We start from the raw sequence: 23421 nt of genomic DNA, 5'->3' as shown, positions 1-23421 counted from the left end.
TTATTATAACACTTTATTTATTACGTGTAGTACGCCATTACTTCCTTGTACATTGCTTGAAGAAGGTATAGGGTATGCCACATTATTTTGAAATTGAATTGAGAAAGTATTCCATGCACCAGAAAAGGTTAAATATTCTCCTTTTTTATTAGTTAGTTGACCTGTGAAAACACCATCAGTAAATAAATGCCTGTTTGTTACAATATGTCTATTAATCAGGTTTTTAGCAGCCTCAGCTGTTAAACTAGAAGGGCTTATGCCTGCAGCTGAAAGCGCCGCATTGGAAGGTGCAAAAACAGAATAGGTAAAGAATCCTGTGAGCTGAAGTTCTCCGGCCATTAAGGCTTTATCAACAATGGCTTTAAAGGATGATAAATTGCTGTTAGACTGGATTTTTTTCCAAACAGTATTATTAATATCTAACCTATCCAATGGATTTAAAAACCCATCAATTTCATATATAGAACCAGTTGGTTTTTCCCAAACAGGGCTTTTGGTAATTAGATTCACGGAATGTCCAGTGTGATCAAAAAATTTATTATCGTCAAATAAGATATAGCCTTCATCTGTAGGATAAAATCGTTTTTTAAATCCACCGTCAGTAAGGACATTAAAATGAAATATTCCCGCTCTACACTCTTTTAATCTTTTCTCTAATTGTATCTGATCCATATCTTGAGCAAAAGGGGAACCCCATATTTCATCGCTTTGAACTAAGAGTGTTTTTGGACTATGCTGATAAAACAATACATCCACAATTCCAGCGCCTAATCCTTTATTTGTCATCATCCAATACCATTGGTTGTATATTTTATATTTCATCATGATACCTGAACGAACGCTGCTCATTTCTGGAGATTCCATTACTCGGTTAGTTTTATAAATAAATGAATTACTTGCCGGGGTTGTTCCAATAATAGATTCTAATACAGGATTGCCAAATAGAATGTAACCTGTTAATGCATTCCATTGGGGTTGGTTTCTTACTAAGTCTGAATGGTACCATAGATTAGCATGTACTGAAGAGCGGATTAGAGAATACATCACATGTTTAGGAACGGAGTCTAATGTGTTATCTATAAGATCCATATAAGGTTCGAAATATTTTTTAATCGCATCATCAGTAGGAGCGAATAATGTAGATAGCGTGTTTTCATCAGCTAAATTTCGCCCAAAGGAAAAGTTTTTATATAATGTTGTATCTACATTTCCTTGTTCGTCTACTTCTCCAAGAACATACTGAGAATGTCTTTCAATCCAACTGCTAAAAATGGAAAGATCTGGGTCTTCGGAAATGGCTAAATCAGTCCGTAAACTTGGAAATAATGGGGAGTCCAGAATATGAATGACACCATTTCTAGCTCCAATATCACATTGTGAAGTGGATATTTTTACTCCTTCTATATAAAAAGATTTATCCCCTTTTTTTTGATAGTTAAATTCAAAATCTTCCCCTTGTATAGTAAAGAAAGAAGGTGAAAAAATTCTAATATTTTTTCCAATATTTTTTCCTTCAGATCTAGTTTTATAATTAGTTACCCTACTCTTGTTAATAAGGTTTTCTGTAGAGGTGTATCGTTTTTCAAGATCATAAGTATAATACATTCCATTAATAAAATGATAATTAATATAGGCCCTAACTTCGGTAATAGGTACCTGGTCTAAGGAATTATAGTTGAGTTCATCCAAAAAATATGCGTTTAAAAATTCGTCTTTTGGAGCCAAACAAGTATATATAGCAGATTCACTTAAGGATTTTCTCAAATTGGCACGATCAATTAATGAAATAAAAAGTTTGAATTCTCCTTTTTCTTCCAAAACCTCGAGGATGTTGTTGCCTAAAGTGCTTTCGGGATCATAATATGTGTCGAAGGTTTTGTTACAGGCGCACAAGGTCATCAGACTCAATATCAATAATAAAGTATAACAACGTAAAATAGTAGTATGCATAGCAATTTACTTAGGTTTATAATATCTTTTGTTTGTTATAATTGATTCATAATCAACGAATATAAATTATATTAATGTTGTTATGTACTACAAATATAAATATTACTTTTAAAAAATCAAGGCTTTGAATTTTATTTTTATATTATCAAATTGTTTTTTAATTTTTTACTAATAGTTATATAGTATTGTGATTATGGTTGCTTAGCCTTTCGGTATTTATTTTAAAGGAAATTAATCTTTTAGTTTTAATTAATTTTGTGAAGTTAAGTTGGAAACGAATAATGAACAGTCTTATAAGTTAGGTTTATAATCCACAATTATTTAATTGTTAAATCTAAAACATCCCATCATTTCTCCTTTTCTTTTTGCTTAGTTTTAACCCATACCTTAAAAAAACTAACATGTTAAGACTAATCTCTTTATTTATCCTACTAACCCCTTTATTTTGCAATGCTCAAGGCAATTTGCAAATACAACAGAAAGTAGACTCCCTCAGAAAAACCACCATTATCGATGGAAATGACAAAGCAGTCTATCAAGTCTTCGATGATCTATTTGAAGAGATGTTACAGGCGGATACCATCAACCAGCAAATGCCGTCTATTAAAAAAGTAGGCGAACTAATACGTGATGAAAAATCTAGGAACTCCCATTTAATAAAATTGTTTTTTGGTTATCAGAATTATATATCCAACCCACAAGCCAGAAACAACACTAAATTTCAGGTTGATCTAATAGAGGCACTGAACATGGAAGTAAACGAAATTTATGGCAAACTTCCAGTTATCCTGTATATCTATCAAGCAGAAGCCTATAATGCGGATAAACGATATAAAGAGGCAGAGACATTAGTAGATAATGCCAGGGAAATCTATCCCAATGCCATTCCATTAAAAGTCTATCAGGCCATGGCCAAAAAGGATGAAAGCTTAAAACAGGAAGTCATTAAAGCACATCCCAACCATTGGATGGTTCAATTAAGATTGAAGGAATCAAAACCATAAGATGAAAATTAATCAAGCAATAAGTCAAAAGCAAAAAACCTATTAGATCAAATACAAAAGGTGCAATCTCCCGACTGCACCTTTCAAACACATTTTATTAAGATTATGAAATTGCTATTTTGAGAACCTAAAATTCGCAAAGTAATAGGTTATTTCCGCTGGCGGATTAAACGTCAATGATGGTTCGCCACCGATATTCATCGCGATCACCCTCGTATGACGGTTCATCAACGTATTCAGATCAATCGTAACATCAGTCCACTTCTGCAAATTCTCATCTGCGATCTTATAATCGTTCGCATTGGTGTTCCACAATTCCTGACCAAATGTACTTTCCGTATTAAAAGCCCATAAATAATTCATGAACCGTGGCCATAACCTCTGATAAGGTGCATATACCCCACTAATTGCAGATTTTGCAGGCGAATAGACCTTGAATTTCAAGAAACGATATTCCGGCAGGTTAAAACGGTACTCCTTAGGAAGCACAAACACGAATGTTCCGTTCTTTCCTTTCATCGTAGCCTTGATGGGGTTCACAATACCTGTACCTGCAGGATATGATGTGGCAGGATTCACAAGATCAAGTGCCCAGCTGTTAGCATCCTGAATCTTACCGTCCAAGAAGAAATTCATTGGGATCAGCGATTCGTTAGGAACAGTTACATATTCAATGACCCCAGCTGCTTCAAAAGGCTGCAGCAAATGGTCGATACCCATGGAATTTGGCACATATTTTACCTTTTTGATCAAGCCTAAGGTCAAGAGATCCACCATGGTCTGTGCATTCGCATCTGTAATCGGCGTTACTTTCCGAATAAAAGGTAAATAATCACCCCCTCCAATAGTTTTGCTGATGCTGTTGCGATTGTATGCCTGGGTTTTCAGGTCAAAAATATCACCACCTGTCAAATCCAGCTCCTCCACTCCGGAGAAATAGAAAAGATCCTGCAGGGTGTTGGTATGTACCGGGAAAGTCAGCTTTTTGATGGAAGCTACGCCATCCGCAGTGAAGGTAGTAACCCCGTTGGCGGCAAGGATATCCCGTTCGGCCGCATTAAATGGCGTTGAACCCGTTGGCATATTGATCGTCAATGGACTAACCAGTTGAACAGAATCCAAGATCGGTTTCCCATTCACCTTTGGTACAATATTGTAGGTCAATTGGATATTGAAAGGCTGTCCGGCGTTGAGGTTCGCTGCAAAGATCCGTGGGTTTCCCTCCTTATATCCTGTAACCTTCGTACCGCTTTTATCTGTGTACTCATACTTCATGCTGTTATAGTCCAAAAGGATAGAGGATAGGGACGTGGTCCAATCCAATACCGCGGCAGATGGCGAAGTTAGGATCCGGGGAGAGGCAACCACTAAGTTATCCACATCCCCTTTCGTATAAGGAATTACCGCGATGGTCTGAGGAACCGATTTATTGTTGAACTCGTCGATGGTATAGACCTTGATCCGGTATAACTTCGGCTGGGTCAGGTTTACCACATTTACCCAGGAAACCAAGGAGTCGATTACAATTTGTTTGTCGTCATATTCCACGATGGTCTTGCTGGATTTTCCCATGGAGATCTGGCTGGAAGGAAAGCGTCCTGCTTTCATCAGATCCAATTCCACCCGCTCATAACCTATTTTACTAACAATAGTGTCGTATTTTGCCGGATAGACCACCTCATTCGAATAGGGTTCAATGTTATCATACATGCCCTTACAGGAAAACATGGCCGCCAATACCCCAAACATGAAGAAGTAGCTTCCGATTTTGCTTGATATCTTTTTCATAATTGCAGGTTAATTAGATTTTTTACCATAAAGTGTAATCTCCGAAAGACAGTTGGCATCATCCAGCGTATAATTTCCGTTAAAACTCTTGACCGCTTCGTACCGGAACCAACGTGTTGGTTTGGTATAGGCAGGTTCATCCGGATACATATAGGCCATGTCGCCGGCTTCGCCCTTTTTCACAAACTCCAGTTCACTCAGTCCCAAAGGAACGATGATCTTGTTCTGGGAAACAAATTCCCAAGAATTGGTCGCATCATCCCAGATGTACATGTTGTACAATCCGACATTTTCGTTCCGGTAGTATTGCCCGCGATTGATATTGGCCAAACCTCCAGAGTGTCGCTGAACCGTGATAATCCGACTGAGTTCGTAATGAGCACCCAGATCAATGATAAAGTTCCAAGGCATATTCCCGTCTGCGGTCTTTCCGGTCTTTCCACGGCTATTGGTGTGCATAAAATTCAGGTTATCGCCACGGTCAATGATATCATCGATCACATACCGGTTCCTACCTTCATAGCCATTACCAAAAACCATTGGAACTCCTCCAATGGAATCGTTCGGGTTTGGAAGAACCCAGGCGCTCTTTTCGATCTTATTATCCTCATAAAGGGAAATCTGCCCCTTGTCGATTGTTTCTGTGATGTTTCCATAGGTATCTTCTACCCGAACCTTCACATCCACTTTCTCTGATGGATTAAGAAAGAGGTCGTTGATAAAACGGCGGTCCTTTTCCAGATTGGAAGAGAAAACCGAAGTCAGGGTTCTGGTTTCGCCATTCTGTGGAAAAGTGAAATCCACATACACATTGATGTTCTGCATCAATTCATTTTCCCAATCTAAAAAGAAGGAGCTGAAACCCGGTTTTACCTGTAAGGAGTTCGCCACCCTACTGAAGGCGGGCTCCAGAGGATTGACCTTTACATCCAATGCCTCCGATCGATTCCCTGTACGATCCACGGCAAATAACTGAACCGAATACTCGTCTGTGCTTGGAAACCCATAGACATCCAGGGAGTCCGTGAAATAAGAAGCGGCAAAGGTGAATTTCTTTCCTTTCGGATTGGTATAAATCGCTTCGACACCCATTAAATCCTCATCATTGGGCAGGGTATAATAAAATCGCGCACCCCCATAAAGAGGTTTGTAGGTCTTTAGGGTTACTTTTCCTGGAGGGGTGCTATCATCACTGTTCGGCTTGAAGCGCTCCACTTCCTTACAGGAAGAAAGAACGGCTATTCCGACTAGGAGGGATAGAATATTTATAGCTAATTTTTTCATGATCTTTCTGAATAAGTGTTGAATGGAATTACCATCCTGGATTTTGAATAAGTTGTCCATTCGTGTTCATTTCATTTAAACTGATTGGCCATAGACAATCCGTGATGGTGAATCTACGCTCTTGTTTTACCTCTAGGACAAAGAATGTTGACCCGGTGGTTCCGGTATGCGTCCATCCCCAAATAGGCGAGGAGAATGCCGAAGTCGCCCTTTTGTGACGCCACATATCCCAGAAATGAATACCCTCGAATGCAAATTCAATACTTCTTTCTTCAAGAATGATATCTCGCAAACCTTCTTTGGTCTGGTGTTTTCCAACGGTTCTTGCCAAGGATGGATCTGACCAAACATCTTCCACATTCGGCACACCGGCACGATTACGGATCTTGTTGATCTCGTCATACACCGCTTGGGATGGTCCGGTATACTCATTCATCGCTTCCGCTTTCATCAAGTATAGATCGGCCATACGGATGATAGGATATGGAAACTTGATCGTACGCTGCCAAGCCCCCGATTGGGACTCCGGATGAACGAACTTTTGGGTCCCGATACCTGTGGTCAGGTAATCCGTGGTATGTTGGGAAGAATTATATCCCCCATGAGCATTTCCGTACATCATGGTGTTGATCCTTACGGCATGTCCCCTCCAATATCCTGCTGTAATCCCCAAGTTGGCATAAAACCGTGGTTCCCTGTTCATGTAGAGTTTGATGGTCTCTGCACCGGGCTGCATATAGCCGTTCCAATGGTTATAGTCAGGTTCAGCAGCTCCTGGTGTGCGGATGATCTCATGACGGTTGTTGTAGTCATAGGATAGATCCTGATCGATAGGTAATCCGTTCTCGGTATAATAACGCTCGGCCATCTGATAGGTCGCTGCCATCCATTGCCAGGAGAAGGTGGCGGTATTGACCACCCCATCTCCGTATCCTTCCGGCAGACGGATGTTGGAAGAATGCGCCAGTTCCCCTTGTTCGTAATAGTCAAGGTTGGAGTTCGCCCAAACCAATTCCTTGTTCCAAGGATCTACGATCAACATCCTTAAATCGTATAGTTTTTGCATACGATCTTTGTTGCTTGCAAATGCCTCCCGATCGTAGATAAACGGTTCTTTTTCGTAATGGTAGAGCCCGATGCCATTGGCCTCGCATAAGGCAATGGATTCGTTGATGGCATCCAATGCTTCTTTCCATTTTTCCCTATTTTCCTCCAAAGGGAAGAACGGTTGGCCATCCTTATCGTAGAAATCGCCGAAGTATTCGCGGTTACCATTGAAGAATGGGCTGGCTCGGAAGAACAGTACCCTCGCTTTGATCGCTTTGGCGGCTACCTGATCTACCTGACCCAAGTTGTTGGAAGTGGCTCTTTCTACAAGATCTGGAATCGCTTCCTCCATTAAGGTTAAGATATAATTGAAACAATCCTCCACTTTCTTTCTTGGAATGAAAAGTTCCTCTTTGGTAGATTCTGGAGTTGCCATTTTATCTGGGATGACAATCGGTCCATAGCGTTGCACCAAAAGGAAGGTATAATACGCTTTTAGGAATTTGACCTGTGCTTTCCAATCTTTTCTTTCCCCCTCGGTCATGTCTTTCACATTATCGATGTTCGACAGAAAGACATCGGCCTGACGAATGCCCACATACAATGGTTTTCCTCCTTCGGTTCCCGACCAAAAGCCTAATTGTGGGCTGGTCTGTGATTGCAGGCCGCGCATGATGCGGATGGCACGCAGGTTCGATTGTGTGTTGTTCAGGTCCAGACGGCCGATCCATTCATCCCCAAGTGTCCAGCTGGTCACGTGGGTCTTGTCGTCCTGTGGCATATAGCTATATACTTTTGCCAGAGCATTATAAGCATCGATCTTGAGGTTGAAAATGTCCTCCAATCGAAGCGTGTTATCGGGTACTACATCGAGGTACTTGCTACAAGAACCCAATGCCAATGTCGCTGCAAGTATGATATATTTTAATGATTTCATTTCTCGGTTCTTTTAGATTAATAAGTCAATTGAATACCTACGTTGAAACGTTTGTTAGGAGGGTATCCCAATCCATTTCTTCCCATTTCCGGATCCCATAATTTGAATGGGCTGGTTACGAAAAGGTTCTCTCCAGAAAAGTAGATGCGGCTTCCTGGATTCAAACCGAAACGTTTTAATGTTTTCGGGCTGAAACCGACCTCAACGGATTTCAGGCGAAGGAAGGATCCATCACGCAACCACCAAGAAGATTGTTGGATATTGTTCTCAATCGGGTCGGTGGACAGTCTTGGCCAGAAAGCATGGGTATTCGGATTGGTTTCGCTCCAATAATCATTGGCAATGATAGCTAAGGTATTTCTTCTGTTTGCAAAAGGGGCAATACCAAAATTACCGGTGGATAGGTTGGACTCGCTGGTTGCATTGATGAAGAACGATACGTTTTTGTTCCCTTGGAAGAAGAATGAAAAGTCGAAGGCCTTATAGCCCATGGACAGACCAAAACCATATTGGATCTCTGGTACTGTTGGGTATCCCATTGGGATGCGGTCGTTGCTGTTGATCACCCCATCGCCATTGATGTCTTTGTATTTGATATCGCCTGCCATATATTCACCGAAATCCTGAAGCGGTGAGTTGTTGATTTCGTTTTCATCAACGAATAAGCGTTCTGCCAATAGGCCCCATTGAAGGTTAATATTCTGGCCTTGACGTTTTAGGTAAGCGTCTGGGTAATCCCGCTCATCCAATTCCAATAACTTATTAACGGCATAAGTAAAGTTGGCACGACCGGATAACCAGAAGTTTTCATTGAAGTTCTTCATGTAATCAACGGATCCATCGAAACCTTGGGAACTTGCTTTCCCTACGTTTCCACTTACGCTAGCCTCTAAACCTGCTGAAGAAGGGAAGTTCTGGCGCGTCATATAGATCTTGCTACGGATATCCTTAAAGAAGTCGGCGGTAATTTTTAGGGATTCGTTCATGAAATTGGCTTCCATACCGAAGTTGTATTTTTCTGATTGCTCCCAGGTGATATCCGGGTTGGCATAACGGTTTACGGAATAGCCACCATAGGAATTCATGAAGCTGGTTCCCCAACGGTAAGCGCCGCCACCCATACTGATGTCGGAAAGGTAGAAGAAACGACCAGCACGTCCTGCGATGGCATCATTACCCACCAGACCCCAGGTTCCGCGTAATTTCAACGAGCTGAAGAAAGGTTTTAAAGGTTCGAAGAACTTTTCATTGGAAACCATCCAGGATACACCTGCGGAAGGGAAAAACCCGTATTGCTTTTCACCGGTGAACTTTTCCGAACCATTGAAGCCATAACTGAGCTCCATAAAATAGCGGTTGTCAAAGTCGTAGGTCAAACGTCCGGAGTTACCCATGTTACGTTCAGGTAAGGTTTCATAGATGGATGAACTGTTTCCTGCGGTAAGAAGCTTTTCTTCCATCATCCCTACGGTCATGGCGCCTATATTATGTAATCCGAAATTTCTGTTCCAGTTCAAGCGAGCCTCAAAGTAATAATGACCATTGGCATCTCTTCCCGGAACCACATCTCCTAAATATCCTTGTCCGGTTGTTGGGTTTAAGGGATATAGGGTATATTCGCCAGTGATCTGGTTATAGTTTTCCAGGTCATAGTAAAAAGGATTGTAATTACGGCGGCTGGAATACTTGCTCCAGGTACTAACCGAAGCCTTACCTTGGATTTTCAGCCCTTCGGTCAAGAAGGCAAGGTCTTGGGAAAGAGTAGCCTGTGCCACGATATTACTTTCGTTGCGGTCCTCATAACCCCTTACCATTTCTGCATAAGGGTTCTGTTTTAGGGAACCTGTTACGAATGTATTTCCAAAGAGCGTATGCTCTGTAAATTCATTTTGTGCATCTGGCTCATATACGGCCGGAAAATCCACCGGATTACTGTTCATGGTCATTCGGAAGATGTTACTCGCAGAGGCATATGGTCCGGTATAGCGCTCAAACCGACCTTGGATACGGGTATCCAACGTGGTGGTTTTGGTCAATTTGAAGATAACATTCGAACGGATAAACAGCCGGTTGATATCGATGTTGTTGTTGAAATTATTTCGGCTATCCACTTTCAATAACCCCGACTCCTTGTCATATCCTGTAGATACGTAATAAGTGGCCACCTGTCCACCGCCAGATAGGTTCACATTGGCTTTGGTGTTGGTGGTTGATGGATTGAACAAGGTGTTGTACCAGTTGATGTTAGGATAGATCATTGGGTTTTCATTGTTCAAGGTAGACTGGATCTTCTGCTCGGAATAATAAGCGCCCAACACCGGGTCACGAGTAATGCGGGCCTGGTTGTACAACCGCATGTATTCCACCCCGTCGATCATATCGATCATCTTGGTTGGCATGGCGGTATTTACATCCACACGTGCATTCACAGATACCGGCCCTTCACGACCAGCTTTTGTGGTCACCATGATGATACCATTTGCTCCACGGGCACCGTATAATACCGTAGCGGATGCATCCTTTAAAATGGAAAAACTTTCGATATCATCAGGTTGTAAGCGGGCTAGGTTATCAACGGAGGCTTCAAAACCATCGATCAAGATCAACGGAGAGGCTTGGTATCCGAAGGTGGTTACCCCGCGGATGAAGAACTGGGCATTGTCTGCTCCTGGTTCACCCGACGTTTGATAGGAAATAACGCCAGGTATCTTTCCGGCAAAAGAGCCGGTTAGGTTGGATGCCGGGATCTTTAGATCTGCGGCTTTAACCGTTGTGATAGCTCCCACGACACTGGTTTTCTTCTGTGTTCCAAAAGCTACAACGGTTACTTCCTCAATGTCGCTGCCGTCCTCGAACATGGTAATTTCCATGATGTTTCGGGCATCTACCACTTGGGAAATCTTTTTGAAACCAACGCCGGTAAAAGATAGGCTATCGCCTACATTGGCCGTCACTTGAAACTCTCCATTGGAATTGGTCGCTGTCTGTGGTACTTGGTTTTTCGATACGCTGACCCCCTCTATCGGAGCCCCATTTGTTGCGTTTTTTACCACACCGGTAATTTGACGCTGGGCCATGGAAAGAAATGGCAACGTAAGAAAAATGAGTAAAACCAACAGCTTGTTTTGAGGTTTTTCCATAAAATAAGTTAGTTAGGTTTAAAATTTTAGGATGTAATATGTTTATCCTAGGTAAATAAGTTTTTATTCGGTTGTTGTTTTAAAGTTATTGATAAAGCTTATATAAACAAAGAAAATAATCATTAAAAAATTATTAAAGCTTTATTAACCTTGCTTTTTGTTTTGAAAAATAGGTTTGGAGGGGCTAAAAGATGGATTTGCCTTATTTTATGTTTCGAAATTCAATTAACGAAAAGGAAGATATTCATTTTTGTATAAAACACTAACCATGGATTAATTTGTTTAATCTAGATAGTGCTGATATGCAGGTTTTTTTAAAATGGGCGTTCATGGTTATCCATGCAACAATTAATCTCTTTTAAAGATTTTAAGTCTACTGCACATGATGAACATCAGCAAACCAAAAAGAGAAAACAAGGCAAAAGAATAGCGAAGGTTGAACAGTTCGGCGATATACCCAATCAAAGGCGGCGCCATTAAGAATCCAAGGAAGGATATGCTGGATACCATAGCCAATGCAACACCTGCGGGAATGGTTTTATGTTTTCCTGTTACACTGTATACCGTAGGGACATTGCAGGCTACACCAAGGCCAACCAGCATAAACGCCAATGTGCATACATATAGGTTAGGGAAAATAACCGAAACCAACATGCCAAAAAACATCAAAATCCCTGAGATCTGTAAAGTGCGTTGTCTGCCAATTTTAGCGATGACAGCATCGCCTATGAAGCGTCCCAAAGCCATCATCACCATAAAAGATCCAAATCCTAGGATGATCAGTTTTTCTGGAGCTTTTACCACTTCTGAAAAATAGACGCCACTCCATTCGAACATAGCACCTTCTGTAGCCATACTAAAGAAACCAATGATACCAAGCTGAATGATCAAACCATCAGGTTTGAATTTCGATTTTTCTTTTTTCTCCTCTTCTTTCTTGATTTCGGGAATTAGAAAGTTCCTATTGAGCAATACATTGACCAGGAGCAGCACACAAATTCCTACAAACTGTTGTATGCTGGTCCATTCCAGATTCATGCTTAATATCCCGATCAGTGCACCGGTAAACCCGGCTAATGACCAGGCTCCATGAAAAGAGGACATGATGGGTCTTTCATACAGCTCCTCCGCCAACACACCCTGTGTATTCACGGATATATTGCACATATTTCCCATGACGCCAAAAAAGAACAGGGAAGCGCCGAGCATCCATATATTGGGGGAAAAACCAATAATGATCAACAGAAGCGCATAAAATGCAGATGACCAAGGCAATAAACGATGACTACCATACCTATTGGTCAAAAAACCAGCTAGAGGGAGCGTCAGCAATTGACCGATGGGGATCATCAGTAATAGAGTTCCCAATTGGGCTTCAGAAAGGCCTAATGCGGTTTTGATGGTAGGGATCCGACTTGCCCATGTCGCAAAACCAAGCCCCTGTCCGAAATAAAATAGGGATACGGCTAAACGGATCCTTTTTTTATATTGTTGACTGATGTTGGGTTTTATTGCTGTCTGGGAAGTCATGTACCTGTGATTTTCAGCAAAATTAGATAAATAGATGGAATTTGGGTTTCTGAATGTTACATTTGTTCATTCAGTACATATTAGACACCTAATACATGAACAAATCAATATTAACCCTTGCCTTGCTCCTGGCTGGAGGAAGTGCATGCATGGCGCAAGTTCAACCCACTTTTCTTTCGAACCCAACATTGAGTCCTGATGCGAAAACCATCGTTTTCAGTTATGAAGGTGATCTATGGAAAGTGCCCAGTACAGGAGGAAATGCTTTACGCTTAACGGCCATGTCTGGAAATGAAGTTTCCCCAAGAATCTCTCCCGATGGGAAATGGTTGGCATTTTCAGCTAATCAGAATGGAAATATGGATGTGTATGTGATGCCCTTGGAAGGCGGTGACATCCAACAGCTGACCTACCACGAATCTTCCGATGAGGTGGATAGTTGGAGCTGGGATAGCCAGAATGTCTACTTCACATCCGGAAGGGAAAACCGAATGAGCAGTTATAAGGTCAACAGCAAGGGCGGGACAGCCCAACGTATCATTCCCCATTTTTTCAACTATATCCATGGGATGGTAGAGACCCCAAGTGGAGAACTCTTGTTTACTGATACTTGGGAGAGTTATACAGCTGCCAATAGAAAGCGCTATAAAGGAGCTTTCAACCCGGATATTAAAGGGTATAATCCGAAGGATAAATCCTTCAAGGAATACACGAATTACATCGGTAAGGATCTATGGCCAACGGTGGATAAGTCCGGCAAGATCTTTTTTGCTTCGGATGAAGGAAACGATGAATACAACCTTTACACCTTTGAGAATGGCAGGAAAACGGAACTGACCAATTTTAAGGAATCCATCCGTTCGCCACAAGTGGCGGCCAATGGCTCTTCGGTAATTTTCGAAAAAGGCTATCAATTGTACATCTATGATGTAGCCAGTAAAAAAACAACTCAACCTTCTATTCTTCTTGGTAGAAACCAAGTGCTTGGAAAATCGAAGGAATTTGATGTTAAGGGCCAAATCTCTAATTATGATGTATCTCCGGATGGTAAAAAACTGGCCTTTGTTTCACGTGGAGAGTTGTTCGTTTCGGATATCGATGGAAAATTTGTTCGGCAAATGCCATCTTCGGGCGAGCGGGTAATGGAAGTGATCTGGTTAAAGGACAACAAGACCTTGGTTTTCAGCCAGACTTTTGCTGGATACCAGAACTGGTTCAGCCGTTCAGCAGATGGAAAAGGGGAGACCAAACAGTTGACCTCCGACAAGAGGAACAATAGGGATATCAATTTCAATAAGGAAAGAACAAAGGCGGTTTACCTATCAGGCCGAGATGAGGTAAGGATCTTGGATCTGAATTCCCTGAAGAGCAATACCATTGTGAAGGATGAATTATGGGCATTCCAAAATTCATCCCCTTCATTTTCACCGGATGGTCAGTATGTGCTGTTCACAGCCATGCGTAATTTTGAACAGGATATTTTTGTTCACTACTTAGCCAATAACAAAACCCATAACCTGACAAATACAGGCGTATCGGAAACCTCTCCGGTATTCTCTGCTGATGGAAAGTATATCTATTTTGCCGGAAATCGCACCAAGCCATCTTACCCAATGGGAATGGGGAATGCCAGCATCTTCCGGATGGCCTTGGAGAATTTCGATGAACCTTATCGCTTGAGCAAATTTGATGAGCTTTTTGCAGAACCTAAAAAGGAACAGAAAGATACCAGCAACAATATGAAAACGCCTGAAAAAGATAAAACGGTAAAAACCGCTGCAGCAAAGCCAGAGCCGAAAACAGAAACCAAGAAAAATGTGGTCAGCATCGATTTCAATGGTCTGTTGGACCGGATCCAACAGGTGAGCCCATTTGCGGGTTCACAAAGTGGTCCACAGGCATTTGCCAAAGGCGAGAAACAGTTTCTGTTCTTCCAATCCAATCATGAAGGAAATTTTGGGCTATACAGGATAACGTATGAACCATTTACAGCAGCAAAAACCGAGAAAGTGATGGATGGAGGTTTCGGCCACATCATCGAAGTGGATGGAAAGTATTTTGTACTGGCACAGGGCACTTTACAAAAGTACAACATCGATCAGAACCGGTTAGAGCGGGTAGAGATCAGCTCCAAATTCAACAGGGATCTGGATAAGGAATTCCAACAGATGTTCTATGAGACCTGGGCAAATGTGGAGGAGAACTTTTACGATCCTTCCTTCCATGGGGTGGATTGGGAAGGCATCAAGCAAAAATATGCTTTCTACCTGCCTGGAATAAACAATAGACAAGACCTCCGGATCATGTTGAACGATATGTTGGGCGAGCTGAACTCCTCTCACATGGGATTCAGTACGATGGGATCTGATGAAAGAAAAGACTTCAATTTTGTGAGCAATGAATTGGGGGTTACCTATGATCCATCGAACCCCTACAAGATTTCGCGGATCGTAAGAAACAGTCCGGCATCCCGTATAGGGGTTGATCTGCAGGTAGGGGATGTGCTGGTGGCAGTCAATGGTACCAAGATTGATAGATCCTTGGATCGGGATTATTACCTGACGATGCCTTCCTTAGCGAGCGAACTGCAATTGACGGTGAATAGAAATGGAAAAGATGTGGATGTGAATATCCGTCCGCAAAGTGGGGCAGCCTTTAAGGAATTACTGTATGATGAATGGATCAAAGGAAACCGTTCGAAGGTAGATCAAATGAGTGGCAACCGTATTGCCTATTCGCACATGAAGAACATGGGGGCAGGCGAACTGAACACCTTTTTGTTGGATATGGCCGAGCAGGAAAACAATAAAGATGCCATCATTTTGGACCTGAGGTATAATACAGGAGGAAATGTTCATGATGAGGTATTACGCTTTTTGTCGCAGAAACCTTATTTGCAATGGCAGTACCGTGGCGGTAAGAAATCGCCTCAGAGTAATTTTGCTCCCGCTGCCAAACCTATAGTGCTATTGATCAATGAGCAATCCTTAAGTGATGCAGAGATGACGGCTGCAGGATTCAAGGAGCTAAAACTTGGCAAGATCATCGGAACAGAGACTTACCGCTGGATTATCTTTACCTCTGGTAAAGGATTGGTGGATGGTTCTTTCTACCGATTGCCATCTTGGGGATGTTATACCCTGGACGGAAAAGATCTGGAGTTAACGGGTGTTGCGCCAGATATCGCTGTAAAGAATACGACAGCAGACCGCATGGCGGATAGAGATCCGCAATTGGAACGCGCTGTGCAGGAAATCTTAAAGGACCTGAAGAAATAGGCAAGAAAATAATAAACAACAGATAAAATTAAGCCCCTGTATGGAATTCAATACAGGGGCTTGTTTTATTAATAGGTAGTATAGGCTGCTATCCATGTGCATTTAGACAGCTGTATCCGATTATCCCTTCCGGACTAATTATTCAACTCTTAGTGAATTCTAAAGCCAGTTAGACCAGGTGGTTTCCTGAGGCAAAAAAAAAAATGTTAGAAGGGATATATTAAATAAAATCTTTTCAAAATTTTTAAAAAATGTTTCATAATGTTGAAAAATATAAATAGTTGGGATACCCTTAGAACAGATTTTTTTAAGGTTGTTATAAGGTATTTCAGACATTAGAATAAGGAGATTATTTAACTGTGAATTTTGAAATGTAGTTTTTGACTACTACATTTTTGGATGGAAAGCAGTTTTGTATCAAATCACTCTTATGATATTGCCTAATTGTTCGTACATTTGGATTAATGACGACTTCGTAGCTCAGTTGGTAGAGCAACAGACTCTTAATCTGTGGGTCCTGAGTTCGAGCCTCAGCGGGGTCACAGTAACTTTAAGCCTTCAAAATCCTTGATTTGGAAGGCTTTTTTGTGTCCGATCATTGATCCTGGCAAAGTTAGGGAAACATAATCAACTAATACGGAATTCATAATGAGTTCGAGGGATGGTTCGATTATCTATCAAGTTCCACAAAGAAAAAACCTTGTGTTTCAATCAGGGCTTTTGCTTTTATTTATTAACTATTCTTCCTTTTGAACCGAGGTGCAATGATTTCCAAATTGGTACCATCCTGATCGCGGAAGTAAGCAACTGCCGTTCCGAAACCCGCTTTTAAGCCATCCTGTTCCTGAAAAACGATCTGTGCACCTTCGGGTTCAACACCGACTTCCTTTAAACGCTTCATTGCAGGATCCATATCATCTACTTCAAAACAAAGATGCATGGCATTGATTTGATTATTTTGATATGATACTTTTTCAGGTGCGGGAAGTACATACTATAAAATATCCATATTCAAATTATCCAATTGAAGGTTGCCTTTGAAAAGGTATCATCCTGGCCTTGTGTTTTAGCCATTCTCGGACCACCGATTTCATCATTGTTGGCTATTTTAACACCTGTTAATCCTTCGTAAAAAGCAACGGATTTTTCCAGACTGCTTACGGTGATTCCTACATGATTGGCACTTGAGAACCCTGCTGTTTTTTCGTTTTCTATTTGATCAAATGCTGAGCGAATTAATGTGCTTGATGTTTACTTAAATCTTTGAAAGCCCATTAGCAATCACCTGCATTTCTTGTTGTGTGATGTTTATATCCATCGCTTGCGCGTTGGCTATCGCTTGTGCTTCATTCCTGGTCCCGGCTAAAACCACGGTAATGGTGGGTTGCAGGCTTGTCCAACACAATACTAATTGAGCAAGAGTGGCATTTCTCGCTTCAGCTATCGGGGAGCTTGTGTCTAAAAAAGTACTTACCTTTTCCAAGTTGAACTGTTTGAAATAGCCATGTCTATGGTCATTTTCTTTCAATTTTCCGTTTTTAAAAAATTTTCCGGTAAGCAACCCTCTTTCCATTGGGCTGTATACGATAACTCCGAGACTGTTTTTTTGGGCATAAGGCACCAAATCTGCTTCTATACTGCGATTGAGCATTCTGAAACTTATCTGGTTGCTCGAAATTGGCTATGTTTTTCTTGCTTCCATTACCTGTGCTACCCTGTAATTACTCATACCTGCTGCATGAATTTTCCCCTGTTGAATCAACAATTCCAACGCTTCCATTGTTTCTGCAATTGGTGTTGTGTTGTCGGGCAAATGGATTTGCAAAAGATCAATGTAATCCGTCCCTAAGCGTCTCAAACTTTCTTCCGCTTCTTTAATCACATTGTTTTTTGAAGCGAATTTGTACACGGATTTTTTTTCCTGAGTTTTCCGAATCAAAAAAATTCACCTTTTCCGTTGTTGCTACCTTCCCATACCAAACCGAATTTGGTAAGTAGTTGAATCTTGCTTCGGTCATATCCTTTTATGGCCTTCCCCATTATTTCTTCACTCAGTCCAAAACCATAGAATGGAGCTGTATCAAGAGTTGTAACCCCATTATCAATAGCATCTCTCACTGCAGCGATGCTGTCTTTTTGTTCGTTCCCGCCCCACATATTGCCTCCTATGGCAAATGCTCCGCAAGCGATAGATGATAATTTTAAGTCGGAGTTACCTAATGTTCTGTATTCCATTTTTATAGTTTATTAATAAAATAAATTTGTGATGTAAGCTGTTTAGACTTTGTCTATATGACTGCTGTTAAATAAATGTTCATGACAATTGTTTTTTTAAAATGAAAGCCTCTCTTATATGTTTCAAATAATCGCGATGATACTTATCGACGCGCTCAGCTGTTGCGTTTTTTTCCAGATCGTGAAAATGAAATCCATCAATTCTTTCCATGCCGACAAACTGATTCATCTTATGAAAACCAAATAATATACCATCATCCACAGCGGTCTGATCGAAAAATTCTCCCGGCAACGTGAAAGCCGTAGAGGGTGCATTCCAAGTGGAGGTAGCCATGTATTTTTTACCTTGCATTAACCCACCTGTCCCATAATTGATTTCAGGATGGTTGCGGCTTCTTCCATCGCTTCTGTAAATGCCGTTTTGATGACCGGCGGAGAAAACTTCATCGATGTATTTTTTCAAGCGATTCGGTACCTGAAACCACCAAATAGGTGTATGATAAATGATAACATCAGCCCATTTAAAATGCTCTACTTCTTCGAGCGCATCAAAATCATCATTGATATTGGTGATTCGTAATTCAAAATCGTTTTTCTCGAAGAACGATTTTGTCCACTCCGTTAAGGTATTGTTGAATGTCCCGCCTGAATGTGCGAAGACCTGTCCGCCGTTTATAATAAATATCTTCATTTTATATAACCATATTAGTTGATTGTGCAAAATTCTATCATAATATTGTATTATCAAAATAATTTAAATTGCATATTTGTATCATAAAAATAATAGATATGAAATGGAATTTGGAATGGCTGCGCACCTATAAAGCGATTTATGAAACAGGAACGCTCTCTGCTGCAGCACAGCAATTGTTTATTTCCCAACCCGGCGTAAGCCTGCATTTGAACTCACTGGAAGCCTTTACGGGTTATAAATTATTTGATCGCTCTGCACGAAAAATGGTGCCCACGGAAAAAGGAAAAATCCTATATAACTATATTTTAGATCCGCTAAAGAAACTGGAAACGGGCGAGGAACATTTTCATAAACATTCACAGGATGAGCGTGCCACAATCAGCGTGGGCATGTGTTTTGAGACTTTTCAATACACATTGGAAGAGCATATTTCCGGATTACCGTTTAACCTAATTATTAAGTTTGGTGAATACCCGCAAATGCAGCACGATTTGGACAGCGGTTTGCTCGACTTGATTATTACGCCGCAAAAAGGCGATCAACAAAATTTGGTATATCGTCCGTTTTCTAAGGAAAGGATTGTGCTGATTGCCGGCAGTGAAACCGACACGACTGCACTGGAAAGGCTATTACAAAAGAATGAAATAAAAGCAGCAGCCGATTTACTAAAAAAGCAACTTTGGTACAGCACGGCGGCGGATATGGAGCATTTAAAGAATTTCTGGTTGAAGCACTTTGGTGAGCATCCCGATTTTAGTCCGAATTACATTGTACCCAATATCAGTTCCATTATTCGTTGTTTGAGCGAGGGTAAGGGTTTTTCGATTGTTCCCGATTTTCTTTGCAGAGAAGCCATTGCTTCAGGGAAAATAAAATTGGTTTGGGAAGGCAATCATCCGATGGAAAATATTCTTTATTTCGGAACAAGGAAAAAGACGATGTACTGCGATGAAATAGATCGATTAGAACATTTACTCGAAAAGAGATGGGAATTAGTGGACTAAAATTCATGGAATAATAGTTCACGGTCATAAATTTAAAAATTTATTTAACATTCTGAATATCAATGCCTTTAAATTGATTTAGTCGTCTTAAATCATCCAAAAAGGAGTTCGAGTTCTGTACCAGCGGGTGCACAAAAACAGGCTGTCTAAAAAGGTCTCTTAAAAAAGAACCCCGTCATTAAAAAATGGCAGGATTTTTCTGTTTTTTATCCCCAAGATTTTATATCTTAAGGTGCACCCAAAAAAATATGTGAAACATACAATTCAAAGCGCTTCCCGCCAATAGTCTGAGGCTTTTTCCTGAGAATATTTTCGAGCGTATCCCGTTGAACCATCCGTTTCGGTTGGTGAGTGAGGTTGTAGAACGGTTGGATCTTGAACATATCATCAGTCAGTAAAAATGTGGGGGCACGACCAGTTTCCATCCCAGGATGCTCATCAAGGTATAGTTCTACGACTATTTGAGCAATATGTATTCCTGCCGCAAGATCGAGCGTGCCCTTCACGAGAACATCGTTTCATGTTGCATTCGGAGAACAGTCCACCGGATTACCATACGATCAATTATTTCAGGGGAAAGCATCTTAAGGGACAGATACAGGAGCTGTTTGCCAGGATTGTTCGGATGCTGCATAATATGGAATATGTCAGCTGAAAGTCCAGTTTGTAAAAGGTACCAAGATCGAATCGGCTTCTGGTCGCTATATCTTTGTTTGGAAGAGATCGATGGAGAAGAATAAGGTAAAACTGGAGGCGAACATCGCTTCGGTCCTTGCGGATATCGACGTACAGATCGCCAAAGACCAACTTAATTAGGGCATCAAGAGGTCAGCAGGGCCATTGATAGTATCCAACTGAAGGAAAAGATCAAAGCGATCAATGCCAGGCTCAAAAGAGTGGATAAATCCACCGTTAAACAGCTGAGGAATCTTGAAGAGGACTATCTGGCCCGATTGGAGAAATATGAGGAGCAACAGGAAGTACTGCGAGATCGCAACAGTTATAGTAGGACCGATACCGATGTAGTGTTCATGCGGATGAAAGTGGACCACATGAAGAATGGTCAGCTTAAACCGGCCTACAATACACAGATCAGCACCGAAGACTAGTTCATCACCCATCCATCAAACGACTGCCGACACCACAACCCTGACGGAACATCAGAATCACAAAATATAGACTTTCTGCTAAAACCCAAAAATGAAATCAGGATTGAAATTGCAAAAGCAATAAAACCGAAATAGGTGACTTTTTAGACACCTGCTTTTTTTATAATCCATTTATTATTCCATAAACTCCTTCGTACAGCTATTATACACTTGTTTTACATCCTTCACCTTAGAAAACTCTTCAAACATTACCTTTTTATCATCACAAGTATATCCAAATTGAGGAGCTGCTGTATTGCAACTAGGACACATAATATCTACAAAATAAACTTTTTGATTATTATAGATACCCTCATATAAATTACTTTCCATAGTACCCTTTTCTGTACACACAAGTTCCTTTTCAAATTTATGTTTCATAGATAAAGCGCAGGCTGAAATGTTTTTATTATTCCTATCCTTTTCGCAGGCGAGATGGAATAAAGAGCTAAAAACAACAAGCGAGACCATTAAATTTTTCATAGATATAAGTTTAAATTAGAATTAATTGTATTACTTCAACGTGAACTAAAGCAAAACTGCTACATTACATTTTTTAATTCTCAGCTGTCTTAGCAACCCGGAAAATTCCTGATGAGAGCTTTTTTATGAAGAATATATTTTCTTCTTTTCAATTTAAAACTTAAATTAGGAAAAAGCAATCTACCGAATTTTCCTAATTGACTATGAAAACCTCCAAAATAACCTATAAACTATTTTTTCTTATTATCCTTATCCTTCAGATCTTTCCATCTTTTGCACAGAATAAAGATAAACCCAACATTGTGGTGTTCTTTGTTGATGATTTGGGCTGGCAGGATATTTCCGTTCCATTTTATACAGGAAAAACAGCAATCAATAAGAAATTCCATACCCCTAACCTGGAGTTACTGGCTAAAGAATCCACAAAATTTACCAATGCCTATGCTACACCTGTTTGTACACCTTCCAGGGTAAGTATGTTGACCGGTGTGAATGCTGCTCATCACAGAATTACAAACTGGACCCATCCATTGGCGAATAAACCCACGGACAATCCAGATGACCTATTAACCCCTCCAGATTGGAATATCAACGGGATGAGCCCAGATCCAAACATACCAAAAACCTTTCATGCTACCCCTTTCCCTATGATATTGAAAGATCATGGCTACTATACGATCCATGTTGGAAAAGCACATTGGGGATCGGCAGGTACACCTGCTGCAAGTCCGAAAAACGTAGGTTTTATGGTGAATGTGGCAGGACATTCAGCAGGACATCCACAGAGTTATTACGCCCAACAGCATTATGGGAATATGCCAGGGAAAGCAAGCCTTCAAGCCGTTCCCGATTTGATGGAATATTATGGTAGCGAAACATTTCTCACAGAAGCCCTAACATTAGAAGCGATTAAAGCCATCTCCGAACCCATAAAACGAGGGGAACCGTTTTTCTTGAATTTCTCCAACTATGCTGTTCATGTTCCGATCCAGCCCGACCCAAGATTTGTCCAAAAGTATTTAGGCAATGGTTTGGACGCTACGGAAGCAGCTTATGCATCACTTGTCGAAGGATTCGATAAGAGTATTGGCGACATCATCCATGTGCTTAAAGAAAAAGGGGTATATGAAAATACGGTTATTATATTTTTAAGTGACAATGGAGGACTGAGCCTTAAACCGATGCGGTCTGGAGCGAATCATACCCAAAACTTACCCTTGCGTGCCGGCAAAGGCTCTATTTATGAAGGTGGGATTCGGGTGCCCTTATTGATCAAGGACGTTCAGGATGGAAAAGAAAGAGTTTCGGATGTTCCTGTAATTATCGAAGATCTTTTCCCTACCATTCTGGAGTATGCCCATATTAAAGATTACTCCCTGGTTCAAAAAAATATAGATGGAAAGAGCTTGGCAAGTTTGACCAAAGGCAAGACAGATGGTTCTTGGAAAAATAGGAGTTTGATTTGGCATATCCCCAATAAATGGACTGTTCCTGATGGTTCTGGAATAAACTTTTTCTCAGCTATCCGAAGAGGAGATTTCAAACTGGTCTATGAAATGAAAAAAGGGAAATTGGAATTGTATAATATAACAGAAGACATTGGGGAGATGAATGATCTATCGGATAAAAACCCAAAAGAGCTAAGGGCATTAAGCAAGATCCTAAGCGATCAATTAAAAAGATGGGAGGCACAAATGCCCGTTATTAAAGCTAGTGGTAAAAAAGTTCCTTTTCCAGATGAATTGAATTAAAGGACAAAACTTTCTCTAATTGTTGGAGACTGGGTTCAAGAGGCTGTCTCCTATGTTTGTGTCAAGCAAATGTAGGAGACATTTTTTGTTTTATAGATTTGCTGTATTTAGTGAAAAGAGGGAGAGCCTAGGGCTGTCTTAGTAGCTT

General features: G+C 40.9%; 17 protein-coding genes, 1 tRNA gene and 1 pseudogene. 6 read left to right on the top strand and 13 right to left on the bottom strand.

From position 1 onward, the window contains the following. Positions 1–3 precede the first annotated feature (3 nt). Positions 4–1818: a fasciclin domain-containing protein gene (locus VJ786_RS11260; protein WP_209023085.1), complete on the bottom strand. Its 1815-nt coding sequence runs from the start codon at positions 1816–1818 to the stop codon at positions 4–6. A gap of 596 nt (positions 1819–2414) precedes the next feature. Between VJ786_RS11260 and VJ786_RS11255 the strand changes: the two genes are divergently transcribed. Further along, positions 2415–2954, top strand: coding sequence for a hypothetical protein (locus VJ786_RS11255; RefSeq protein WP_336557722.1), 540 nt, complete (start codon positions 2415–2417; stop codon positions 2952–2954). A 114-nt stretch (positions 2955–3068) separates the two neighbouring features. On the opposite strand, the gene VJ786_RS11250 is transcribed toward VJ786_RS11255, so the two are convergent. The 5 genes from VJ786_RS11250 to VJ786_RS11230 form a co-directional block, all read right to left on the bottom strand. After that, a complete protein-coding gene (locus tag VJ786_RS11250; RefSeq protein WP_336557721.1) occupies positions 3069–4742 on the bottom strand; it encodes a DUF4998 domain-containing protein in 1674 nt (557 codons plus the stop codon). A 9-nt stretch (positions 4743–4751) separates the two neighbouring features. Further along, complete coding sequence (locus VJ786_RS11245) at positions 4752–6086, bottom strand: DUF4959 domain-containing protein (RefSeq protein WP_218962185.1); 1335 nt, start codon at positions 6084–6086, stop codon at positions 4752–4754. Continuing rightward, a complete protein-coding gene (locus VJ786_RS11240; protein WP_336557720.1) occupies positions 6055–8010 on the bottom strand; it encodes a RagB/SusD family nutrient uptake outer membrane protein in 1956 nt (651 codons plus the stop codon). Before VJ786_RS11240 ends, VJ786_RS11245 begins: the two co-directional genes overlap by 32 nt. A 17-nt stretch (positions 8011–8027) precedes the next feature. Next, positions 8028–11150, bottom strand: a complete 3123-nt coding sequence (locus VJ786_RS11235) for a SusC/RagA family TonB-linked outer membrane protein (protein WP_099365741.1) — start codon at positions 11148–11150, stop codon at positions 8028–8030. A 348-nt stretch (positions 11151–11498) separates the two neighbouring features. Next, the gene (locus VJ786_RS11230; protein WP_336557719.1) at positions 11499–12680 is read right to left on the bottom strand and encodes an MFS transporter; all 1182 of its coding nucleotides are present in this window, start codon (positions 12678–12680) and stop codon (positions 11499–11501) included. 95 nt (positions 12681–12775) lie between these two features. On the opposite strand from VJ786_RS11230, the gene VJ786_RS11225 reads away from it, so the two are divergent. Both VJ786_RS11225 and VJ786_RS11220 read left to right on the top strand, forming a co-directional pair. After that, positions 12776–15958, top strand: a complete 3183-nt coding sequence (locus VJ786_RS11225) for a S41 family peptidase (protein WP_099365743.1) — start codon at positions 12776–12778, stop codon at positions 15956–15958. A 469-nt stretch (positions 15959–16427) separates the two neighbouring features. After that, positions 16428–16500 (top strand) — tRNA-Lys (locus VJ786_RS11220). 191 nt (positions 16501–16691) lie between these two features. On the opposite strand, the gene VJ786_RS11215 is transcribed toward VJ786_RS11220, so the two are convergent. The 5 genes and pseudogenes from VJ786_RS11215 to VJ786_RS11195 form a co-directional block, all read right to left on the bottom strand. Then, a complete protein-coding gene (locus tag VJ786_RS11215; RefSeq protein WP_336557718.1) occupies positions 16692–16898 on the bottom strand; it encodes a VOC family protein in 207 nt (68 codons plus the stop codon). Positions 16899–16969: 71 nt separating this feature from the next. Continuing rightward, the gene (locus VJ786_RS11210; protein ID WP_367575545.1) at positions 16970–17125 is read right to left on the bottom strand and encodes a hypothetical protein; all 156 of its coding nucleotides are present in this window, start codon (positions 17123–17125) and stop codon (positions 16970–16972) included. Positions 17126–17213: 88 nt separating this feature from the next. After that, a pseudogene (locus VJ786_RS11205) lies at positions 17214–17840 on the bottom strand (aldo/keto reductase). Positions 17841–17893: 53 nt separating this feature from the next. Next, positions 17894–18193 carry an aldo/keto reductase gene (locus VJ786_RS11200; protein WP_336557717.1) on the bottom strand — a complete coding sequence of 100 codons (300 nt, stop codon included), beginning with the start codon at positions 18191–18193 and terminating at the stop codon, positions 17894–17896. Positions 18194–18272: 79 nt separating this feature from the next. Continuing rightward, positions 18273–18884 carry an NAD(P)H-dependent oxidoreductase gene (locus VJ786_RS11195; RefSeq protein WP_336557716.1) on the bottom strand — a complete coding sequence of 204 codons (612 nt, stop codon included), beginning with the start codon at positions 18882–18884 and terminating at the stop codon, positions 18273–18275. A gap of 98 nt (positions 18885–18982) precedes the next feature. Here VJ786_RS11195 and VJ786_RS11190 point away from each other — a divergent pair, with 98 nt between their 5' ends. After that, a complete protein-coding gene (locus VJ786_RS11190; protein ID WP_336557715.1) occupies positions 18983–19891 on the top strand; it encodes a LysR family transcriptional regulator in 909 nt (302 codons plus the stop codon). A gap of 227 nt (positions 19892–20118) precedes the next feature. On the opposite strand, the gene VJ786_RS11185 is transcribed toward VJ786_RS11190, so the two are convergent. Continuing rightward, positions 20119–20397, bottom strand: coding sequence for a hypothetical protein (locus tag VJ786_RS11185; RefSeq protein WP_336557714.1), 279 nt, complete (start codon positions 20395–20397; stop codon positions 20119–20121). Between the two features lie 390 nt (positions 20398–20787). Between VJ786_RS11185 and VJ786_RS11180 the strand changes: the two genes are divergently transcribed. Next, a complete protein-coding gene (locus VJ786_RS11180) occupies positions 20788–21000 on the top strand; it encodes a hypothetical protein (protein ID WP_437129017.1) in 213 nt (70 codons plus the stop codon). Between the two features lie 174 nt (positions 21001–21174). On the opposite strand, the gene VJ786_RS11175 is transcribed toward VJ786_RS11180, so the two are convergent. Continuing rightward, complete coding sequence (locus VJ786_RS11175; protein WP_336557713.1) at positions 21175–21522, bottom strand: hypothetical protein; 348 nt, start codon at positions 21520–21522, stop codon at positions 21175–21177. Positions 21523–21725: 203 nt separating this feature from the next. On the opposite strand from VJ786_RS11175, the gene VJ786_RS11170 reads away from it, so the two are divergent. After that, positions 21726–23273 (top strand): sulfatase, encoded by a 1548-nt coding sequence (locus tag VJ786_RS11170; RefSeq protein WP_336557712.1) that lies wholly within the window; start codon positions 21726–21728, stop codon positions 23271–23273. Positions 23274–23421 lie beyond the last annotated feature (148 nt).

Source organism: Sphingobacterium tenebrionis (genome assembly GCF_037126265.1).
GTDB lineage: Bacteria > Bacteroidota > Bacteroidia > Sphingobacteriales > Sphingobacteriaceae > Sphingobacterium > Sphingobacterium tenebrionis.
The sequence above is the reverse complement of the archived record's forward strand: the minus strand, read 5'-3'. Positions and strand labels throughout refer to the sequence as shown.